The organism is uncultured Sphingosinicella sp., assembly GCF_963974575.1.
GTDB lineage: Bacteria > Pseudomonadota > Alphaproteobacteria > Sphingomonadales > Sphingomonadaceae > Sphingosinicella.
The window spans coordinates 264,758-282,867 of the sequence record NZ_CAXBBQ010000003.1 but is presented as its reverse complement, the minus strand read 5'-3'; the positions used below and the strand labels follow the sequence as shown (position 1 = coordinate 282,867).

General features: G+C 62.9%; 27 protein-coding genes. 10 read left to right on the top strand and 17 right to left on the bottom strand.

Going from position 1 to position 18,110, the window contains the following annotated elements; genetic code table 11:
* Window positions 1-8: 8 nt before the first annotated feature.
* From AAC014_RS07205 to AAC014_RS07195, 3 genes are read right to left on the bottom strand one after another with little or no spacing between them, the layout of a single operon-like run.
* Window positions 9-428, bottom strand: a complete 420-nt coding sequence (locus AAC014_RS07205; protein ID WP_339706143.1) for an aldolase — start codon at window positions 426-428, stop codon at window positions 9-11.
* Complete coding sequence (locus AAC014_RS07200) at window positions 425-2,017, bottom strand: stimulus-sensing domain-containing protein (protein WP_339706140.1); 1,593 nt, start codon at window positions 2,015-2,017, stop codon at window positions 425-427. Before AAC014_RS07200 ends, AAC014_RS07205 begins: the two co-directional genes overlap by 4 nt.
* A complete protein-coding gene (locus AAC014_RS07195; RefSeq protein ID WP_339706605.1) occupies window positions 1,986-2,696 on the bottom strand; it encodes a response regulator transcription factor in 711 nt (236 codons plus the stop codon). Before AAC014_RS07195 ends, AAC014_RS07200 begins: the two co-directional genes overlap by 32 nt.
* 149 nt (window positions 2,697-2,845) lie before the next feature.
* On the opposite strand from AAC014_RS07195, the gene AAC014_RS07190 reads away from it, so the two are divergent.
* The 4 genes from AAC014_RS07190 to AAC014_RS07175 all read left to right on the top strand — a co-directional run bounded on the left by AAC014_RS07190 (window position 2,846) and on the right by AAC014_RS07175 (window position 5,884).
* On the top strand, window positions 2,846-4,447 hold the full coding sequence (locus AAC014_RS07190; protein ID WP_339706137.1) for a phosphoenolpyruvate carboxykinase: 1,602 nt from the start codon (window positions 2,846-2,848) through the stop codon (window positions 4,445-4,447).
* A gap of 74 nt (window positions 4,448-4,521) precedes the next feature.
* Window positions 4,522-4,974, top strand: a complete 453-nt coding sequence (locus AAC014_RS07185) for a hypothetical protein (protein ID WP_339706135.1) — start codon at window positions 4,522-4,524, stop codon at window positions 4,972-4,974.
* A gap of 9 nt (window positions 4,975-4,983) precedes the next feature.
* Window positions 4,984-5,520 carry a DnaJ domain-containing protein gene (locus AAC014_RS07180; protein ID WP_339706133.1) on the top strand — a complete coding sequence of 179 codons (537 nt, stop codon included), beginning with the start codon at window positions 4,984-4,986 and terminating at the stop codon, window positions 5,518-5,520.
* Between the two features lie 4 nt (window positions 5,521-5,524).
* On the top strand, window positions 5,525-5,884 hold the full coding sequence (locus AAC014_RS07175) for a nuclear transport factor 2 family protein (RefSeq protein ID WP_339706130.1): 360 nt from the start codon (window positions 5,525-5,527) through the stop codon (window positions 5,882-5,884).
* 5 nt (window positions 5,885-5,889) lie between these two features.
* Here the strand turns inward: AAC014_RS07175 and AAC014_RS07170 are convergent, their stop codons facing one another.
* Genes AAC014_RS07170 through AAC014_RS07160 form a run of 3 tightly spaced genes read right to left on the bottom strand, consistent with a single transcriptional unit; the run spans window position 5,890 to window position 7,180 of the window.
* Entirely contained in the window at window positions 5,890-6,327 is a 438-nt protein-coding gene (locus tag AAC014_RS07170; RefSeq protein WP_339706127.1) for a PaaI family thioesterase, read from the bottom strand.
* Window positions 6,324-6,767: a PaaI family thioesterase gene (locus AAC014_RS07165; RefSeq protein WP_339706124.1), complete on the bottom strand. Its 444-nt coding sequence runs from the start codon at window positions 6,765-6,767 to the stop codon at window positions 6,324-6,326. The genes AAC014_RS07170 and AAC014_RS07165 overlap by 4 nt, the downstream gene beginning before the upstream one ends.
* Window positions 6,764-7,180, bottom strand: a complete 417-nt coding sequence (locus tag AAC014_RS07160) for a SufE family protein (RefSeq protein WP_339706121.1) — start codon at window positions 7,178-7,180, stop codon at window positions 6,764-6,766. Before AAC014_RS07160 ends, AAC014_RS07165 begins: the two co-directional genes overlap by 4 nt.
* Window positions 7,181-7,390: 210 nt before the next feature.
* Between AAC014_RS07160 and AAC014_RS07155 the strand changes: the two genes are divergently transcribed.
* Window positions 7,391-7,681 carry a zf-TFIIB domain-containing protein gene (locus AAC014_RS07155; RefSeq protein WP_339706602.1) on the top strand — a complete coding sequence of 97 codons (291 nt, stop codon included), beginning with the start codon at window positions 7,391-7,393 and terminating at the stop codon, window positions 7,679-7,681.
* Window positions 7,682-7,703: 22 nt separating this feature from the next.
* Here the strand turns inward: AAC014_RS07155 and AAC014_RS07150 are convergent, their stop codons facing one another.
* The 10 genes from AAC014_RS07150 to AAC014_RS07105 form a co-directional block, all read right to left on the bottom strand.
* Window positions 7,704-7,934, bottom strand: coding sequence for a hypothetical protein (locus AAC014_RS07150; protein WP_339706119.1), 231 nt, complete (start codon window positions 7,932-7,934; stop codon window positions 7,704-7,706).
* A 16-nt stretch (window positions 7,935-7,950) separates the two neighbouring features.
* On the bottom strand, window positions 7,951-8,184 hold the full coding sequence (locus AAC014_RS07145; protein ID WP_339706115.1) for a hypothetical protein: 234 nt from the start codon (window positions 8,182-8,184) through the stop codon (window positions 7,951-7,953).
* Between the two features lie 30 nt (window positions 8,185-8,214).
* Complete coding sequence (locus AAC014_RS07140) at window positions 8,215-8,541, bottom strand: hypothetical protein (protein ID WP_339706112.1); 327 nt, start codon at window positions 8,539-8,541, stop codon at window positions 8,215-8,217.
* Between the two features lie 17 nt (window positions 8,542-8,558).
* On the bottom strand, window positions 8,559-8,846 hold the full coding sequence (locus AAC014_RS07135; RefSeq protein WP_339706109.1) for a hypothetical protein: 288 nt from the start codon (window positions 8,844-8,846) through the stop codon (window positions 8,559-8,561).
* 27 nt (window positions 8,847-8,873) lie between these two features.
* The gene (locus AAC014_RS07130) at window positions 8,874-9,173 is read right to left on the bottom strand and encodes a hypothetical protein (RefSeq protein ID WP_339706106.1); all 300 of its coding nucleotides are present in this window, start codon (window positions 9,171-9,173) and stop codon (window positions 8,874-8,876) included.
* Between the two features lie 24 nt (window positions 9,174-9,197).
* The gene (pspC, locus tag AAC014_RS07125; RefSeq protein WP_339706103.1) at window positions 9,198-9,575 is read right to left on the bottom strand and encodes an envelope stress response membrane protein PspC; all 378 of its coding nucleotides are present in this window, start codon (window positions 9,573-9,575) and stop codon (window positions 9,198-9,200) included.
* Window positions 9,576-9,600: 25 nt separating this feature from the next.
* Window positions 9,601-9,792, bottom strand: coding sequence for a PspC domain-containing protein (locus AAC014_RS07120; protein WP_339706101.1), 192 nt, complete (start codon window positions 9,790-9,792; stop codon window positions 9,601-9,603).
* Window positions 9,789-10,079: an envelope stress response membrane protein PspB gene (gene pspB / locus AAC014_RS07115; protein ID WP_121047185.1), complete on the bottom strand. Its 291-nt coding sequence runs from the start codon at window positions 10,077-10,079 to the stop codon at window positions 9,789-9,791. Before pspB ends, AAC014_RS07120 begins: the two co-directional genes overlap by 4 nt.
* A gap of 3 nt (window positions 10,080-10,082) precedes the next feature.
* Complete coding sequence (gene pspA / locus AAC014_RS07110) at window positions 10,083-10,754, bottom strand: phage shock protein PspA (protein ID WP_339706098.1); 672 nt, start codon at window positions 10,752-10,754, stop codon at window positions 10,083-10,085.
* A gap of 88 nt (window positions 10,755-10,842) precedes the next feature.
* On the bottom strand, window positions 10,843-11,016 hold the full coding sequence (locus AAC014_RS07105; RefSeq protein WP_339706095.1) for a hypothetical protein: 174 nt from the start codon (window positions 11,014-11,016) through the stop codon (window positions 10,843-10,845).
* A 188-nt stretch (window positions 11,017-11,204) separates the two neighbouring features.
* On the opposite strand from AAC014_RS07105, the gene pspF reads away from it, so the two are divergent.
* The gene (gene pspF, locus AAC014_RS07100) at window positions 11,205-12,254 is read left to right on the top strand and encodes a phage shock protein operon transcriptional activator (RefSeq protein ID WP_339706092.1); all 1,050 of its coding nucleotides are present in this window, start codon (window positions 11,205-11,207) and stop codon (window positions 12,252-12,254) included.
* An 87-nt stretch (window positions 12,255-12,341) separates the two neighbouring features.
* Window positions 12,342-12,935: a superoxide dismutase gene (locus AAC014_RS07095; RefSeq protein ID WP_339706599.1), complete on the top strand. Its 594-nt coding sequence runs from the start codon at window positions 12,342-12,344 to the stop codon at window positions 12,933-12,935.
* A gap of 199 nt (window positions 12,936-13,134) precedes the next feature.
* Here the strand turns inward: AAC014_RS07095 and AAC014_RS07090 are convergent, their stop codons facing one another.
* Window positions 13,135-13,482 (bottom strand): hypothetical protein, encoded by a 348-nt coding sequence (locus AAC014_RS07090; protein ID WP_339706089.1) that lies wholly within the window; start codon window positions 13,480-13,482, stop codon window positions 13,135-13,137.
* On the opposite strand from AAC014_RS07090, the gene AAC014_RS07085 reads away from it, so the two are divergent.
* The 3 genes from AAC014_RS07085 (at window position 13,463) to AAC014_RS07075 (ending at window position 18,092) form a co-directional block, all read left to right on the top strand.
* Window positions 13,463-15,157, top strand: coding sequence for a hypothetical protein (locus tag AAC014_RS07085; protein ID WP_339706086.1), 1,695 nt, complete (start codon window positions 13,463-13,465; stop codon window positions 15,155-15,157). The two genes, AAC014_RS07090 and AAC014_RS07085, sit on opposite strands and share 20 nt — an antisense overlap.
* 95 nt (window positions 15,158-15,252) lie before the next feature.
* On the top strand, window positions 15,253-17,019 hold the full coding sequence (locus AAC014_RS07080; RefSeq protein WP_339706083.1) for a hypothetical protein: 1,767 nt from the start codon (window positions 15,253-15,255) through the stop codon (window positions 17,017-17,019).
* A complete protein-coding gene (locus tag AAC014_RS07075) occupies window positions 17,016-18,092 on the top strand; it encodes an acyltransferase (RefSeq protein ID WP_339706080.1) in 1,077 nt (358 codons plus the stop codon). The genes AAC014_RS07080 and AAC014_RS07075 overlap by 4 nt, the downstream gene beginning before the upstream one ends.
* The last annotated feature ends 18 nt before the right edge of the window (window positions 18,093-18,110 follow it).

Here is an 18,110-nt window from a genome sequence, read left to right as displayed (position 1 = left end):
TATGTCCCCTAATCTAATGCTGTTGGACAGCCGCTCAAGAGCAGTTCGACCTTGAGGGGTGCGCTGATTTCGCGCGGATCGATCAAGGCGAGCCGCACGGAGGTGCCGGCGACCGCACGTTCGCGCCGTTCCGGCAGGCGCTCGGGCGGCAGATCGAGGTCGATCACGAGCGCGACGGGCACGTCCGCCGCGAAGGGCATCGCCACGATGCCAACCCCGCGCACCTCGATCCGGCCTTCGATCGTGGGCGGCGGCGATGCGCGCAAAACGCCGTCCTGCAGGCGGAGCTCGACCTGATCGTCCGCGACGAGCACGGCGCCCCGATCGATTAGCCGCAGTGCGAGATCGGACTTGCCCGCGCCCGATGCGCCGGTCAGCAGCACCGCCTTGCCGCCGATGGAAACAGCGGTGGCGTGAATGCGCGTCATTGCGTTGCGGGCAGGCTGACGGTGAAGCGCGCGCCTTTCACCTCGCCGCGCTCGATGCGGTTTTCCGCAGCGATGGTGCCGTCGTGCGCCTCCACGATGGCCTTGGCGATGGCGAGCCCGAGGCCGGAATGCTTGCCGAACGCCTCGCCTTCCGGCCGCTCCGAATAGAAGCGCTCGAAGATGCGATTGATGCCTTCGTCGGGCAGGCCGGGGCCGTCGTCGTCGACGCGCATCAGCACGCGCTCGCCCGCGCGCGCCACGGTCACCTGCACGAGGCCGCCCGATGGCGAAAAGCTGATCGCATTGTCGATAAGGTTGCGGGCGACCTGCGCGAGGCGGCTGCCGTCGCCGTTCACCACTGCCGATCCGAACTGCGGCCGCGCGAACGCCAGCGTCACGCCCGCAGTTGCCGGCTGCGTCTCGTAAATGCTCATCAAGGTCGCGAGCATGACGCCGAGGTCGATGCGCTCAAAGCGTACGCGGCTCAGTTCCGCATCAAGGCGCGAGGCGTCGGAAATGTCGGAAATCAGGCGGTCGATGCGCTGCACGTCGTCGCGCACGACAGTGAGCAGCCGCGCGGAAAGCTCGGGATCCTTCACGTTCCCCATCGCATCCACGGCGGAGCGCAGCGAGGCGAGCGGGTTCTTGATCTCGTGCGCGACATCGGCGGCGAAGGCTTCGGTCGCGTCGATGCGCGCCCGGAGCGCGGCGGTCATGTCCGAAAGCGTGCGGGAAAGCGCGCCGATCTCGTCGCGGCGCTTCTGGAAGCGCGGGATGGTCACCTCGCGCGCGCGGCCCAGCCGCACGCGCTGTGCGGCGATGGCGAGACGGCGCAGCGGCCGCACGATGGTGCGTGCAAGGAAGCTCGACAGCAGCAGCGAGAGCAGCAGCACGCCAAGGAAGATCACGAACAATGTCAGCCGCTCGTCGCGCACCCCCCGCGTCACGTCGCGCGCGTCGATCGTCATGTGGAGCACGCTGCCATCCTCGATCGGGGCGGCGGCAGTAATGATGATGGTGCGGTCCGGCGCGAAACGGATCGTGGTGGCGACGGCTTGCCGGGCCAGCGCTGCTTCCGCTTCGGGCCAGGCACGGCGCACGTCGGGGATGGGCTCGGCGAAGCTATCGAACTGCCGCGCGCCGACCGCACCCTCGATCATACGGTCGAGGAAGCGCGCGATGTCCTTGCGCAGGGGCTCGGCATCGGGATCGCGCAGCGTGAACGTGGGGCCGGTCAGCGACCAGCTGTCGATCACGCGGATGCCCTGCCGATCATAGATGCGAAGCCGCGCGTCGGTCGTCTTTCCGAAGTGCTTCAGTATCGGGTCCAGCCGATCCGGGGCTTGCAGCATTCGGTCGGAAATCGCCGCCGCCATCAGGTTGGCTGCGACACCGGCCTCCTCGGCGCGGCGTTCGAGCATCCGTTCGCGAAAGCTGTCGAGGTAGATGATGCCGCCCGCGAGCATCAGCACGGCGAACATGTTGACCGCAAGGATGCGCGCCGTCAGCGACCAGCCACGCGACCACCGGAGCTGCGTGTCGTCGCGCGCGCCCTCGCTACTCCTCGTCAAAGCGGTAGCCGACGCCATACAGGGTCTCGATCGCCTCGAAGGTCGAATCGACCGCGCGGAACTTCTTGCGCAGCCGCTTAATGTGGCTGTCGATGGTGCGGTCGTCGACATAGACGTCGTCCTGATAGGCGGCGTCCATCAGCTGATCGCGCGATTTCACGAAGCCCGGGCGCATCGCCAGCGTTTCCAGAATCAGGAACTCGGTGACGGTGAGCTGCACCTCCTTGCCGTCCCACGTTACACGGTGGCGTCCGGTATCCATCGAAAGCCGGCCGCGCGTCAGCGTGCGCGCTTCCTCTTCTTCGGCGTTCTCACCCGCGGGCTGGGCCCGGTTCTGCGCCCGCCGCAGCACGGCGCGGATACGCTCGATCAGCAGGCGCTGGCTGAAAGGCTTGCCGATATAGTCGTCGGCGCCCATCGCAAGGCCGAGCGCTTCGTCGATCTCGGTGTCCTTGGAGGTGAGGAAGATCACCGGCAGGTTCGATTTCTCGCGCAGCTTAAGCAGCAGCTCCATGCCGTCCATGCGCGGCATCTTGATGTCGAGCACGGCAAGGTCGGGCGGATTGTCTGTGAGTGCCTTCAGCGCGCTTGCCCCGTCGGAATAGACGCGGACGGTGTACCCTTCGGACTGAAGCGCGATCGAGACCGAGGTCAGGATGTTGCGGTCGTCGTCGACAAGGGCGATCGTTGCGGGCATGGATGACATGGAATGCTCCAGTAAACCAACGCGAATCGTGGCGCAAACCGGATCGCACTTAACGCGACCTTTGCATTTTTTGACGCAAGCCGAACGAATCGTGTAGGGGCTCCCGCAAAAGTGCCCGCCCGAATCCTTGAGGAGTGAACATGACCGCGTCCCCGATTCCCGCCTTCACCCTTGATAAACAGGGCATTACCACCGGGGCGGAGCTTCACTGGAACCTGGGCACCGCCCCGCTCATCGAAAAGGCCGTGGCGCGCGAGGAAGGTCTCCTTTCCCAGCACGGCGCGTTCGTCGTGAAGACCGGCAAGCACACGGGCCGTTCCGCGAAGGACAAGTTCACGGTCGAGGATGCCACGACGCAGGGCAACATCTGGTTCAATGGCGGCAACCAGAAGATGAGCCCCGAGCACTTCGCCGCGCTCAAGGCTGATTTCCTCGCCGCGCTCGGCGAAAAGAAAACGCTGTTCGTGCAGGACCTCTACGGCGGTTCGCAGCCGGAATATCGCGTGCGCGTGCGCGTCATCAACGAGCTTGCGTGGCACAACCTCTTCATCCGCACGCTGCTCGTCCGCCCGGGCGTCGATGAGCTTCCCGGCTTCGTGCCCGAGTTCACGATCATCGACCTGCCGAGCTTCCGCGCCGATCCGGCGCGCCACGGCTGCCGCACGGAGACGGTGATCGCGGTCAACTTCACCGAAAAGCTCATCCTCATCGGCGGCACCGCTTATGCGGGCGAGATGAAGAAGTCGGTGTTCGGCCTTCTCAACTACATGCTCCCCGAGCAGGGTGTGATGCCCATGCACTGCAGCGCCAACATCGGCAGCGACGGGACGAGCGCGGTGTTCTTCGGGCTTTCGGGCACGGGCAAGACGACACTCTCCGCCGATGCCTCGCGCACGCTCATCGGTGACGACGAGCACGGCTGGTCGGACACGGCGGTCTTCAACTTCGAAGGCGGCTGCTACGCGAAGGTCATCAACCTCTCCGCCGAGGCCGAGCCCGAGATCTTCGCGACGACGCGCCGTTTCGGCACGGTGCTCGAAAATGTCGTCATCGACCCGGTCACCCGCGTGATCGACCTTCACGACAACAGCCTCGCCGAAAACAGCCGTGGCTCCTACCCGATCGACTTCATCCCGAACGCGTCTGAGAAGAACCTCGGCCCCGTGCCGAAGAACATCATCTTCCTCACTGCCGACGCCTACGGCGTGCTGCCGCCGATCGCGAAGCTGACGCCCGAGCAGGCGATGTACCACTTCCTGTCGGGTTACACGGCGCGCGTCGCCGGCACCGAGATCGGCGTCACCGAGCCGAGCGCGACCTTCTCCACCTGCTTTGGCGCGCCGTTCATGCCGCGCCACCCGAGCGTCTACGGCAACCTCCTCAAGGAGCGCATCGCGAAGGGGGGCGTCGATTGCTGGCTGGTCAACACCGGCTGGACGGGCGGCGCCTACGGCACCGGTAACCGGATGCCGATCAAGGCGACACGCGCGCTTCTGAACGCCGCGCTCGACGGCAGCCTGAAGGGCGCGAACTTCGTCACCGATCCGTTCTTCGGCTTCCAGGTCCCGACCGCGGTGCCGGGTGTCGACAGTGCGATCCTCAATCCGCGCGAAACATGGGCGGACAAAGCGGCATACGACGCGCAAGCCCGCAAGCTGGTCGGGCTGTTCATCGACAATTTCGCCCAGTTCTCCGATCACGTGGACGAAGGCGTTCGGCAGGCAGCACCCAAGGCGGCCTAACACCGAGCCCAAGACAAGCTCAAAAAGCGCGTCGGTCCCGTGGCCGGCGCGCTTTCCCTTTTTTGGAGGCGGACATGAATCCCAATGAACCGCGACTGTTTGCGGACGACGATGCCGTGCGACGCATCGGCGAAGGTCTGCTCGCGCGCACGCTGCCGCGCGCCGACTGGACGCACGAGGCCCATCTTGCAGCCTGCATGTGGCTGGTCCGCGAGCGGCCGGACGTCGACCTGCCGCGGGAACTGCCGGGCATCATCGCGCGCTACAACGTATCGGTTGGCGGTGTGAACGACGATACGCAGGGCTATCACGAGACGCTTACGCAGCTCTATATCGCGGGCGTGCGCGCCTTCGCGGCCCGGTACGCCGCGCTTGATCTTGCCGGGGCGGTGAATGTGCTGCTCGCCGCGCCGGAAGGGCGCCGCGACTGGCCGCTCGGCTTCTACAGCCGGGATCGGCTGTTTTCGGTGGAGGCGCGGCGGAATTTCGTCACGCCCGATCTGGCGCCGCTGCCGACGCTCGCCTAACTAGACGTCATGGCCAGACAGACTCGCAAGGACGATTGGGGATTTCCCCGCTGGCGCAGCTACGGCGGCGCGCGCGAGGCGGTGAACGTGCGCCTGTGCGATCGGCACGGCTGCACCGCCCCCGGCGATCGGCCCGCACCCAAGTCCCCCAACAGCCCGGAGCGCTGGTTCTTCTGCGAGGTCCACGCCGCGGAATACAACAAGAACTGGAATTATTTCGAAGGGCTTACCAAGGAGGAAGCCACCGCGCGCGAACAGGCCGAGCGCGGCGACACCGCGTTCGAACAGGCGCGCCACTGGCAATGGACCGGACCCGGCGACGGCAGCCGCACACGCGGCGAGCTCGATGCCTTGCGCGCGCTCGAGCTGGAGGACGATGCCGACTTCGAGGCGGTGAAGCGTGCCTACCGCAAGCTTGCCAAGCAATATCACCCGGATCGCAATCAGGACGACAAGGAGGCTGCCCGGCAGTTCCACGCCGTGCAGGCCGCCTACGAAGTGCTGCGCCGCGCCGAAGAGGGCAAGAGCTGGAAGGGCGAAGACTGAGCGCATGGGCGGATCGGACTGGACGGATTTCGCGGCGAAGTGGTGTGCGGACTGGAACGCGCGCGATGTCGAGCGCGTGCTCGCGCATTTCCATGACGACGCTGTGTTCACATCGCCGCTCGCCGCGCAGCGGGTTCCGGAATCAGGCGGCACGGTGAGAGGCAAAGCCGCGCTTCGCGCCTATTGGACCGGCGGCGTGCGTGCCGTGCCCGATCTGCATTTCACGATCGAAGGCGTGTTCGGCGGCGTGGATATGGTGACGATCCTCTACCGCAACCAGGCCGGCATCCGCGTAACCGAGACGCTTCGGTTCGACGGGGCCAAGGTGCGCGAGGGCCATGCCGCCTACGAGGCGGCAGTCTAGACCCGCTATTCCCGAACCAGCATCACGTTCATGTGCGCAGAGGCGACGGGCGCGCTCCGGTCTCCCTGCCATGCCTCGGCGCGCACGTTGGCGATGCGGCGGCCCATGCGGGTGACGATCGCGGCGGCGTATGTGGTCTCGCAGGCGGCGGCGCGGAGATAATCGACGGTGACGTTGATGGGTTTGACGCCCGGCGCGGTCTCCTCGCGGCCGAGGACATGGACGAGCTGCGCGATCGAGGCGATTTCGAGCAGCCCGGCGACAGTGCCGCCGTGCAGCCGGTTCGGCGCGCCGATCAGATCCTTGGAGAAGGGCATGATGATCACGATGCCCTCCGTATCGCGCCGGTAGCTGAGCCCGAGCGTGCGGGCGTAGGGCAGCGAGGACAGCGGGCCTTCGTCGGGGGCGCCCAGAAGCTCGCGGACCAGCGTGTCGAAGTTCATGACTTCGCGCCCGCCGTGAACATGTAGCTCGCCGTCATCAGCGCTACGGGGTCGTCCGGGTCGCCGTCGTGCGCGATGCCCTTCACGAAGGCGACCGCGCGCGTCAGCTTCGTCACTTCGGCGCGCCCGATCACGGTCTTGCCGGGTTCCGCCGGGCGCAGATAGTCGATCCGCAGGTCGAGCGTCGCCTGCCGCACCATGCGCTTCGATTTCGCGACCACCGCCATGCCGCCCACCGAATCCATCAGTGAAAAGATCGCGCCCGAGGCGATGATGCCGGGGGTGCCGTCATCGCCCGGATAAGCGACGAGATGTTCGGCGTAGGGCAGGGTGAGTTCTGCCCAGTTATCGCCGATGCCGTGGAAGCCGATGCCGAGCGCCTTCACGTGCGGCAGGAAACGCAGAAAGCTGTCGACGATGGGCTTCAGGATCGGGGTCACGCCGCGAGCCGCGCGGCGGTTTCGCGGATGAGCGCGATCATGTTGGGAATGCCCTGCGTGCGGTTCGACGACAGATGCTTCGCAAGTGCGAACGGGGCGAGCCGGTCAGCAATGTCCATCGCCAGCACCTCTTCGGCGGTGCGGTCCTGCACCAGCGTCAGGATCAGCGCGACGATGCCTTTGGTGATCGCCGCGTCGCTGTCGGCGAGGAAATGCAGGTGGCCTTTCTCGGCCGTGGTCGGATACACCCAGACGCTCGCCGAGCAGCCGCGTACCTTGGTGGCGTCGGTCTTCAGCGCGTCCGGCATCGACTCCAGCGCCTTGCCGAGGTCGATGAGCAGGCGGTAGCGCTCGTCGGGCTCGTCGAGGATCTCGAAATCGTCGCGGATGGTGTCGAAGTCGGGCAGCGTCATCGTGCCGAGACTTGGGCGAGGCGACCCGCCGCGTCAAGCCGAAGGGGTGGGCGGGGCTTGAAAGGTCGGTAGGTTGTGCTCATTTCGAGCGCGCGGGCCGGGCCCCTCTGGCGGTCGTCATTTCCGGCGACCTGCGATGTCGGACCGCATCGAGCCATCTCGATGCCGGTCGCCTTCGATTGGCATTCAGACAAGAGGAGAAACCAGGAAATGACCAACCCCGCCGCCGGAATGCCATGCCCCGTGTGCAAGGTGCCGCTCGTGATGAGCGAGCGCCAGGGCGTCGAGATCGATTATTGTCCTCAGTGCCGGGGCGTCTGGCTGGATCGCGGCGAGCTGGACAAGATTCTGGAGAGAAGCAGCCGGGACGCTGCACCTTCTGAGGCGCCGCGCGTTTCGCTGCCCCGGCGGGACGAAGATCGCTATGCGCGCGAGCAAAAGCCCTACGGCTACGGCTATGGGAAAAAGCGGAAATCGTTCCTCGAAGAACTGTTCGACTGAAGGTCGGCGACAGGCGCCGGCGTCAATAATCGACGCCGGCGGCGATCGCTTCGAGTTTGCGCACGCGTTCCTTGAGGTCGGCAACGTCGATCCGGCCGGAGACGGGCGGACCTGCCGCGATGCGGTCGTTTCCGAGCTCGGCGCGCTTCAGCTCGAGCCAGCCGTTCCAGCACCATGCTGCGATGCCGGCAATCATGCCGAGCCCCAATATGGCCCCGGCGGTAATGACGATCAGACTTTCAAATCCGGGCATGTCCGTCACTCCCTTCCTACCGATCGCGCCCAAGCGCATCGATTTCGTCTGCCAGAAGTCGGCTGCGGTCGGTCGCCAGCCGTTCCAGCGTTGCAATGCGGTCCTTCAGGTTGCCGATCTCGCCGCGCAGGCGGTCGTTTTCGAGTTCGGCGTCAGGCCGCCCACGGCCTTTCTGCTTCATGTATTGAAGCGCAATCTTGCCGAACACCACGATGGCGACGATCAGGACTACCATTTCGAACGGGTGCATCGCTTGTCTCTTTCCTGTGTCGTACCGCGCTTAGTTCTTCGGGCTGCGAAGTTGTTCGATCTCGTTTTCCAGCCTGAACGAGCTGTCGGTCACGATGCGCTCCACGTTGGCGAGCCTGTCCTTCACGCTGCCGAGTTCGGCGCGAAGCTGGACGTTTTCATTGGTCAGCAGCGTGATGCGCTCCTGGGCTTCGGTTGAAACCTTGGGATGCACCGCCATGCCCCAGGCGTTTTCCAGCGGGTAGCCGTGCTTGATCCGCATGAAGGTCGTGAACACCCAGCCCGCGATGCCGAGCGCACCGAGCGCGAAGCCGCCGCCGACAATCCAGGGGAGATAGGGGTAGATGAAGATGTCCATGATCCAGTCCCTTTTGTTCAGGCCCGCAAGGCCTCTATTTCATCGGCGAGCCGCGTCGAGCGGTCGATCGCGAGGCGTTCCAGTGTGGCCAGCCGTTCGCGCACATCCTCCATCTGGGTGATCAGCGCGGCGTTCTCGGCGGCGAGCCGGCGGGTTTCAAGTTCACGTTCGAAGTTGAACACCGGTGTTTCGGCGGACGCTTCGGCGGGCTCGCTTGCCGCGCCGCGCCTGCTGCACACCTGCACCAGCCACATACCGGCGGCTCCGGCGAGGAGACCGATCAGAAATCCGACTTCGGCAGGCATGGCTCACATTCCCCCTGTTTGGCCGTGCTAACGAAGGCCGTCGATCTCGTCGGAGAGCCTGCGCGACCTGTCCGTCGCGATGCGCTCCAGAACCGTGATCCGCTCTTCGAGCCTGGCGATCTGGCCCTTCATTTCCGCATTCTCGTTCGCCAGCAGTTCGGTCTTACGGCTCGCGGCGAGGCTCTCACCCGCGGTCTTGTTGGTCGTGCCCCAAAACTCGTTTTCGATCGGATAGCCGTGGCGGGCGCGGATCCAGGTACTGATCAGCCAGCCGCCCGTGCTGATGGCGATGATGGCGAGCACGAAAACCGGTGAACCCCAATCCATGGTGATGCGTCCCTTCGCTGCAGCCTAGCGCAGGCTGTCGATCTCGTCGGCGAGCCGGGTGTTCTGCGAGGTATAGTGCCGCTCCACGTGGGCGAGCCGGCGGTCGATGTCGCGGAAGCTGGCGTGAACGTCGCGGATCGATCGGCTCGGCGCGACCCGCACCTTCTGCCAGAACTTCTGGTCGGTGATGCTTTCGCCGTAGAATTCCGAAGGCTTGTCCGATGCCATCAGGCCGATCACCAGATATGCGACGGGCAGGATGCCTGCGCCGAGGATGGTGCCGACAACGGCACCGACACGCCACCAGAGCACATCAATACCCGTGAAATCCGCAAGCCCGGCGCACACGCCCAGCCACTTCTTTTCGCGTTTGTTGAGGTAGAATTTGGTGCGGCTGGACATTTGTGCCTCCCGTGTTCGGATCGTATCAGGCGTCGTGAGTGCGCGGCTGGGCGAGCCAGGCGATGAGCAGGTAGATGATCGGCAGGATGCCGAACCCGACGATGGTGCCGACGATGGCGCCAAGCCGCCACCACAGCGCATCGGTCCTGGTCATCTTTGCAAACCCGGCGCAGACGCCGAGGAAGATGGCGTTTCTCTTGTCGAGTGCGAAGCTCATTTCATCCTCCTGATTTCCGCGGTGCGTGTGTCCTCAAGCCGTTCGCCGACCGGGCTTCCGGCCGCGATGTGGCGCCAGTTGGGGTTGTCGACAGACATGATGCGTTCGATCGTCTGCAGCCGGTCCTCCAGGCGCATCGCGGCCTGGTGAAGATCGTCGAGCATCCGCTCGTCCTCGATGGACAGGCTGCGGTTCTGCTTGGATTTCATCCGGTAATGCAGGAACAGCCACGGCATACCGATGAAGATGGCAAGGATGGCGATAAGCGGGACGATAGCTTCGGCCATGGATCAACCCTCCTGCTTCTGAGCCATTCTGGACTTCAGCGCGGCCAGCTCGGCCTCGACGGCGTCGTCGGTGCGCAGATCGGCGATCTGCATCTCCAGGCTGCGCGTCTCGCCGAGCGCGAGCGCATCCACCTGGCCTTCGGCGTAGTCGACGCGGCGTTCCAGCACCTCGAAGCGCGAGAAGGCCTCGTCCACCTTCGGGCCGCGCAGCAGGCTGCGCATCCGCACGCGGTTGTTCGCCGTCTCAAGCCGCGACAGCAGCGCCGATTGGCGTGTGCGTGCCTCGCGAAGCTTGCTTTCCAGCTTCTGGATGTCGCCTTCGTAGTGGGAGAGCTGTTCGTCGAGCAGATCGACTTCGGCCTGCAGCTGGGCGCCGCTGCCGCTCATCTTCTGCTTTTCGAGCAGCGCCGCCTTGGCGAGATCCTCGCGGCCCTTCGACAGCGCCAGTTCAGCCTTCTCTGCCCACGTCGCCTGCGCCTGATCCAGTTTCATGATCGTGCGGCGCATTTCCTTCTGGTCGGCGATGGTGCGGGCGGCGGATGCGCGGACTTCCACGAGCGTCTCTTCCATCTCCATGATGATCATGCGGATCATCTTCGCCGGGTCTTCGGCGCGGTCGAGAAGGTCGGTGACGTTTGCGGCGATGATGTCGCGCGTCCTCGAGAAAATGCCCATCTGGTCGGAACTCCTGAAGTTGAAGGTGGCGGCCGGAACGGGAGGGGACTGGGGGGATCCGCTCCGGCCGCTGGACGCTGCGGACCGATCAGTAAACGATCGCGCTCGTCGAAGCCGGCATGATCTGGACCTGGGCGAGCTTGGTCGGGGCTTCGGCGCGAGCGGGGCCCGCTGCGGCGAAGAGGAAGACCGAGCTGACCGCGACGGCACCGACGGTGCAGAAGAGGGTCCGGAACATGGTGCTGTTGGCCTGCGTAAGCATTGATGCCTCCTGTGTTGAACTGTTGCTTTCAAATCCGTTGCCCCATGTTCAGCAAGGGCCGTGCCAATTTTTCTGGCATGATATAATTTGTTTGTTTTCAATACCTTATCGCAAATCCGACTTAAAAGTAGTGAAATTTACCATGGTGCATATTGCAAAATATTGGGAAATTTTACTAAGTATTAGCAATGAAAGACTCAGCGACGCTCGTTGGCCAATCGACCGAACTGCTCGATGCGATCGAGCGGGCGAGCCTTGCTGCCGCGCTTAACCGCTCGGTGCTTGTCATCGGCGAGCGCGGCACCGGTAAAGAGATGGTCGCGGAGCGCCTGCACCGGCTCAGTCCGCGCTGGGACGAGCCGTTCATCGCGATGAACTGCGCCGCCATGTCAGAGAACCTCATCGACGCCGAACTTTTCGGCTACGAAGCCGGGGCTTTCACTGGCGCGACCTCGGCCAGGCGCGGGCGGTTCGAGGAAGCGGACGGCGGCACGTTGTTCCTCGACGAAGTCGGCACGCTGTCCTCTGCCGCGCAGGAACGCCTGCTGCGCGTCGTCGAATATGGCGAGCTGACGCGGCTTGGTGCGAACCGGCCGCTTACCGTCGATGTGCGTATCGTCGGCGCCACAAATGAGGATCTGCCCGCGCTTGTCGAAAAGGGACACTTCCGCGCCGATCTGCTCGACCGGCTCTCCTTCGAGGTCATCACACTCCCGCCGCTGCGCGCACGTTCGGATGACATCATGGAACTGGCGAACCACTTCGCGCGCCGCATGTCTGTCGAGCTCGGCTGGCCGGACTTCCCCGGCTTCAGCCGCGAGGTACGCCAGCAGTTGCGGGCCTACGAATGGCCGGGCAACGTCCGCGAACTCAAGAACGTCGTGGAGCGCGCGCTTTACCGCTGGGGCGATCCTGCGACGCCCGTAGATGCGCTCCAGTTCGATCCGTTCGACTCTCCGTGGCGGCCGAAGCGTTCGATCGTGATGGCGGGGGCAGAAGCGGCAAAGGCGCCGCCGGTCGAACCGGCGGTCGCGGCGGTTGCGGCGGCAGAGCAGCGCGCCGCTGTGAGCGACCTGCGCGCTGCCGTTGCGGAATATGAGCGGGACATTCTCGTCCGCACGCTCGAAAGCTGCCGCTACAACCAGCGTGCCGCCGCGGAGGCGCTCGCGGTCACTTACGATCAACTCAGGCACTGCCTGCGCCGTCACGGCCTGCACCGGGCCGCTGCGGCATCCTGACCCACATCGATAGGGTTTTTGAACGCAACATCCGTCACGGCGCTGCGTTACCCCTCTGAACACCCACCCAAAACAAAGGAGCTATTCATGGCTATCGAACTCCCGCCGCTGCCGTTCGCGAAGGATGCGCTGGAGCCGCACATGTCCGCGCGCACGCTCGAATTCCACCACGGCAAGCATCACAAGGGCTACGTCGACAAGACGAACGCGGCGATCGCCGGAACAGGTTTGGAAAAGGCCTCGCTTGAAGAGATCGTGAAGACGGCCAAGAGCAAAGGCGATGAGGGTCTTTTCAACAACGCCGCTCAGGCCTGGAACCACACCTTCTTCTGGAACTCGCTGTCGCCGAAGGCTGCCGGGCCCGAAGGTAAGCTCAAGGACATGATCGACTCGGCGTTCGGCGGCCTGTCGGAATTCAAAAAGGCCTTCAAGACCGAAGCGACCGGTCATTTCGGCAGCGGCTGGGCATGGCTCTGCCAGGAAGGCGCCGACGGTCTGAAGATCATTTCGACTCACGATGCCGATTCCGCGCTCGTCCATAAGGGGCTTAACCCCCTCATCACGCTCGATGTTTGGGAACACGCTTATTATCTGGATTACCAGAATGCCCGGCCGGACTTTGTAGACGATTTCTTAACCAATACGATGAACTGGTCCTTCGCGGCGACCAATCTTCGTTGACGAAATGTTACGGCTAAAAGAGAATGAGAAATTAACCGACATTTCGTCGCCGTAATTACAATCACTTCGCCTGTCTTAACCATCAAAGTGTCGCACGGCACTTGATGTATTAGGCATTTGTTTAGAGTTGGCGCCCAAGAATCCCCTCAAATCCGCGATTTTGCGGTCACAACGAGGGGTCGTTGGGGTCAATGAACATTTATTCTGCTGGGCGTCTGCGCGGCCGAGGCCAGCCTGTGGCTTTCATCTCCGCGTTCATCCTTCTGTCGGCCTGTGGAGGCGGCAGTTCTGGCGGCACGCAAACCGATGCGGGGAGCCCTACGCCCCCGGCATCGGTGACGCCGTCCGATCCGTCTCCGACACCGACGCCAACGCCGACGCCCACACCGACGCCGACGCCCACACCGACGCCCACACCGACGCCGACGCCGACGCCGACGCCCACACCTACGCCAACGCCGACTCCCACACCGACGCCCACACCGACGCCGACGCCCACACCGACGCCTCCGCCGGCTGATCCGACGATGCCCTCGGGTCCGGTCACCGTGTCCGTGGCTGGTACGCGTCTCTCCGCGGCGGCGATGGACACGATCACCACGCCGACCGGCACATGGCCCGTCAGCGATCTTGGTCCTGTCAGCGGCGGCCGCGCTTACATGTTCGGCCTTGCAAGCCGCCCGACATGGTGGAGCGTCTGCATCGTTCGCTATGCCGCGCCCGCCGACACCACGGTTGGCGAACGCAGCTACGCCATCTCGGTCAGCGGCGTGGAAACGACGCTTTCCGTCCTCGGCGGCAGCATGAAGTGCATCGACAATGGCGAACCGATCGCACCGTCGATGGACCGGCTCCGCGCCGCGGTCACCGCGAAGCGCGTACTGCCCTATTCAAGTGCGGCATTTTCCGGTTGGCCGAAGTCGCCGACGCTCGCAACCGATCGCACCGCCGAAAACAAGGTGGGATACGTGCCGGGCCGCATCTACGGCCGCTCCGGCATGAACAATGCGATCGCGTACGCGATCACCGGCGCAGGAGGCGAGTACGGGTCATCGCGCGGTTTCATTTCCGGTGACGACGCGGTGATGATTGCCGCGGCACTTGCCGGCAACAGCGCTGTTTTCAACGATGCGGCCGAACAGAACCGTATCCAGACGCTTTACGGCCTCAGCCTTCCCAATCTTGCGATCTGGTCGGAAAACCACAATCAGCTTCGTGATCCGCAGGTCCCGCTCGCCGGCGACAGGCCATATGTGAACGAGGGTACGAGCACCAAGGCCGATCAGTTGAGCAATGAGGGCGAATGGTGCGCCCCCACTGATTACCCCTGGCTCAGCCAGATCGGTGCCACGGCCGGCTCGTGCTATTCGCACACACGCGACGAGGCGCACCTCTTCAACCATGGTTATGCCTATTGGCTGGCCACCGGCGACCCACGAGCCGCGGTCCTTCAGCAGGCAATCGCGGCCTACGCGCTCGCCAGCGTCTATCAGGGGGCCTATTCAGACGGTCGCTACCGTACGCGTTTCACTTATCAACGGACGACGATGAACATCTGGTCGGCGTTGTGGAAACTGCAAGACGTCGCGGAAAATGCGAGCAGTTCGAACGGGAATATCCTCTGGTCCAAGGCGCGCGCGCTGAAGATGGTCGATGACGCCTTTGCAGACTGGAAAACGCAGATCGCTGAGCTGGATGCGGGTACGAGTGTTTATGAGCGCTCTTCATCGATCTTCCGGGGCATCGACCTCAACCAGGACTCTGCCTACTCCAACTTCATGATCCAGCTTTACGGCCCGGAGGCGGCTTATCTGTTCGCCTCGAAGGGCGAGCCGGCCATGCTGAAGCGGATCGCCGAGAACATGGTCCTGCGCTTTGGAAAAATTGGTGGGACGCGCGGTGTTTATGGCAAGGGCTCCGGTTCCGGTTTCCTGGTTCTTGACGGCGGCACCATGCCCTACACGGATACGGAGAGCTTCATTGCCTGGACAAATGACGGCAACGCGCTTCCTGCCGACAGCTTTGACGGCGCCGCGCTGCACACCGTGCAACGCGCCTACTGGTCGCTGAAGCTCGCGCAGGACGCGGTGAAACGTGGCTGGATGGGTGCAGTTCCAGGCATTGACGAGGCCATTGCCAAGATGGAAGCCGCGCGTGGGAAAACCGCGCCCAACAAGGACACGAGCGCCTTGGCGTGGAAGCACGCGGCCGTCAATTTCTAGACTGGATCGTTTCAGGCTGAACCAGCCTGCAGATCTCGCAAAGCCTTCTTCCCCCGGCACCTTGTCCTTTCTGGGACAAGGTGCCACCTTGCGGAATGTTTCGCTGTTGCCGTTTCCGTCTGCTCCCGCTCGCTCTTGCAGCTTTCTGCAGCCTGCAAGTTTCTGAAACAGCGTGGGCCGCTCCCGCCACCCTCACCATTGATGGCCGGGCAGCACGGTCCGTCCCGCTCGACGTCATCCAAACACCGAGCGGTGAATGGCCGGTCTTCGATCTCGGGCGCGTCGCTGAAGGCCGCGCTTACCTTTTCACCTACCGTGCGAAGCCGGACTGGTTTTCGCTGTGCATTGTCCGCGCTCCCGACGGCGACGGCAGTATCGACGATCGCCCCTATGACGTGACGGTGGACGGACAGGCGATGCCGATTACGGTCCTGCCCGGATCAATGAAATGCGCCGACACCGGCGAACCGGTAACGCCAACAATGGCGCGGCTCGCGCAGGCTGTGCGAGAAAAGAGGGTTCTCCCCTTCTCGGGCGAGGCCTTCGCTGGATTCCTTAAACCGCGTACGCGGAAAACGTCACAGGACATCTACCGCCCGGATCGCATCTATGGGCGCTCATCTTCGAACAATGCCGTTGGCACCGTCTCAGGGCAGGCGGGCGAAGCGGGTTCGTCGCGCGGATTCGTCTCTGAAACTGATGCACGCATGATTGCGGCTGCTCTCGATCGCGATGGTCGTACATTTGCTGCAGCGGCAAAGCGCGCCCGTGTCGAAACGCTATATGGGCTCAGCCTGCCCAATTTCGTGATCTGGTCCGAGCGGCATCATCAAATGCGCGATCCGCAGATACCGCTCCCCGGCGATCGTCCGTATGCCAATGAAGGCAGAATCTCCGGCGGCGATAGCTATGGCGATGAGGGAAAGTGGACTGCACCCCAGAATTACCCGTGGCTCGATGAGATCAAGGCAGAGGCGGGGAAGACCTATAGCCATCGCCGTGACGAAGCGCATCTCTTCAACCACGGTTATGCCTATTGGCTGGCCACGGGCGATCCGCGCGCGGCAATTCTGCAGCAGGCGATCATGGCGTATGCGCTGGCCAGCAACTACAAGCGCGGCACTGGCCGTTATCGGCCGCGTTTTGGGTATCAGCGTACCACGCTCAACCAGTTTTCCGCGATGTGGAAGCTGCGCGACATTGCCGCGAACGTCCGCACCGAGCGGGGCAATCTTTTCTGGGGCCCAGCGCGCGCGCGCAAGATGAATGCAGACATGTGGGCGGGGTGGAAGTCCGATCTTGCGCGTCTTGATGTATCGCCTAACCCGCAGAACCGTTCAGTCTCGATATTTCGCGGTATCGATAGCAATGACGACAACGCCTATTCGAACTTCATGATGCAGATATATGGCCCCGAAGCAGCTTATCTCTGGGCTTCGGCCGGAGAGCCGGCACTCCTGTCGCGCATTACGGAAAATTTCCTGCTTCGGTTCGGGGCGATCGGCGGTGCACGAGGGATTTACGGTGCCGGGTCTGGAAGTGGGTTTCCCATCCTCGTCAAAGGTCAGATGCCGTATCGGGATCGTGCTTCATTTATCGAATGGGTGAATTCGACCAGCAAACACCCAACAGAGAGTTTCGATGGTGCAAGCCCCCATACCGTCCTGCGGGGATACTGGGTGCTTCGCTTTGCACGTGATGCAAGTGATCGCGGCTGGCTTCAGCCCTTCGACGGGCTGGATGATGCCATCGTCAAGACAGAACGGGCAAGCCGTGCAACGAAAGCATGGCGCTATCCAGGTATTCTAAGCTGGAAACATGCCGGGGTCGCCTTTGATAGAGACAAACGGGCGCAGCCATGAACGCGTCATTGCAATCCAGCCCGCACCTCAATGCCCTCACAAGCCTTAGAGGTCTCGCGGCGTGGTGGGTGGTTTTATATCACACCAGGTCCGTTCTGGAGCCCTACGTATTAGAACCCGTAATGGCTTTTCTCCGGAATGGCGATCTTGCGGTTGATATGTTTTTTGTTTTGTCCGGCTTTGTCATGTATCTTAACTATTCTGATAAGATTGGAAAGCCCTTCTCTTCGATATCGGATTTCCTTTATAAGAGATTTGCTCGGGTATATCCGCTTCACATTTTTTTACTTATATTGTTTTTAGTGTATTTTTCTATTTTCTCCCTATTTTCTGGAAAATTCCCAGATAAAGAAACTTATTCGTATTTCATTCAATCAGTATTTCTTGTGCAAAACTGGGGTTTTTCGAACGGGCTGCAATGGAATGTCCCGGCCTGGTCGATATCGACGGAATTTTTCGCCTACCTCTGCTTTCCGGTTTTGGTATTTTTCGTGAAGGCCCGCGAATGGCCAACATGGATGCTCGGGGGCGTTTTGGTCGCCATTGCGCTCGGGCTACACCTGTATTTTCAGGCGCTCGGTTTGAATTTCGCTGGGGGTATCGAGCGGACCGGTCTGCTGCGCTGTGTGGCCCAATTCCTTATGGGAATGATCCTGTGCGTAATCTACCTCCGGGATGAGCGCGAGAGTACGCTCAAGATCGCGGCTCTGCTCTCGATCGCGGCCCTTTTCATAACAATAAGGGCTTTGGATAAGCAGGCACCCGTCATCCCGCTAATCTGGGTGAGCTTGATCCTGGGATTCGCCCTGTGGCGACGTGCCAATCCGTTGGCATATCGACCGCTCGTGTGGCTCGGGGATATTTCCTACGCAACTTACCTCTGTCACTACCTCGGTTTCATCGCCTTCAAACATGTGTTCGTGAAGGCGGGGGAGGTGACACCGCTATGGCTCGTGATGGGATTCTATCTGGGCCTGCTCATCGCATCGCACCTTTTGTTTCGCTACATCGAGAAGCCTGCGCAACGCTGGCTACTGAGGCGCCGAACACGGCTTCAGCCTGTGCGCGTATGACCGGTAACGTGACAGCCG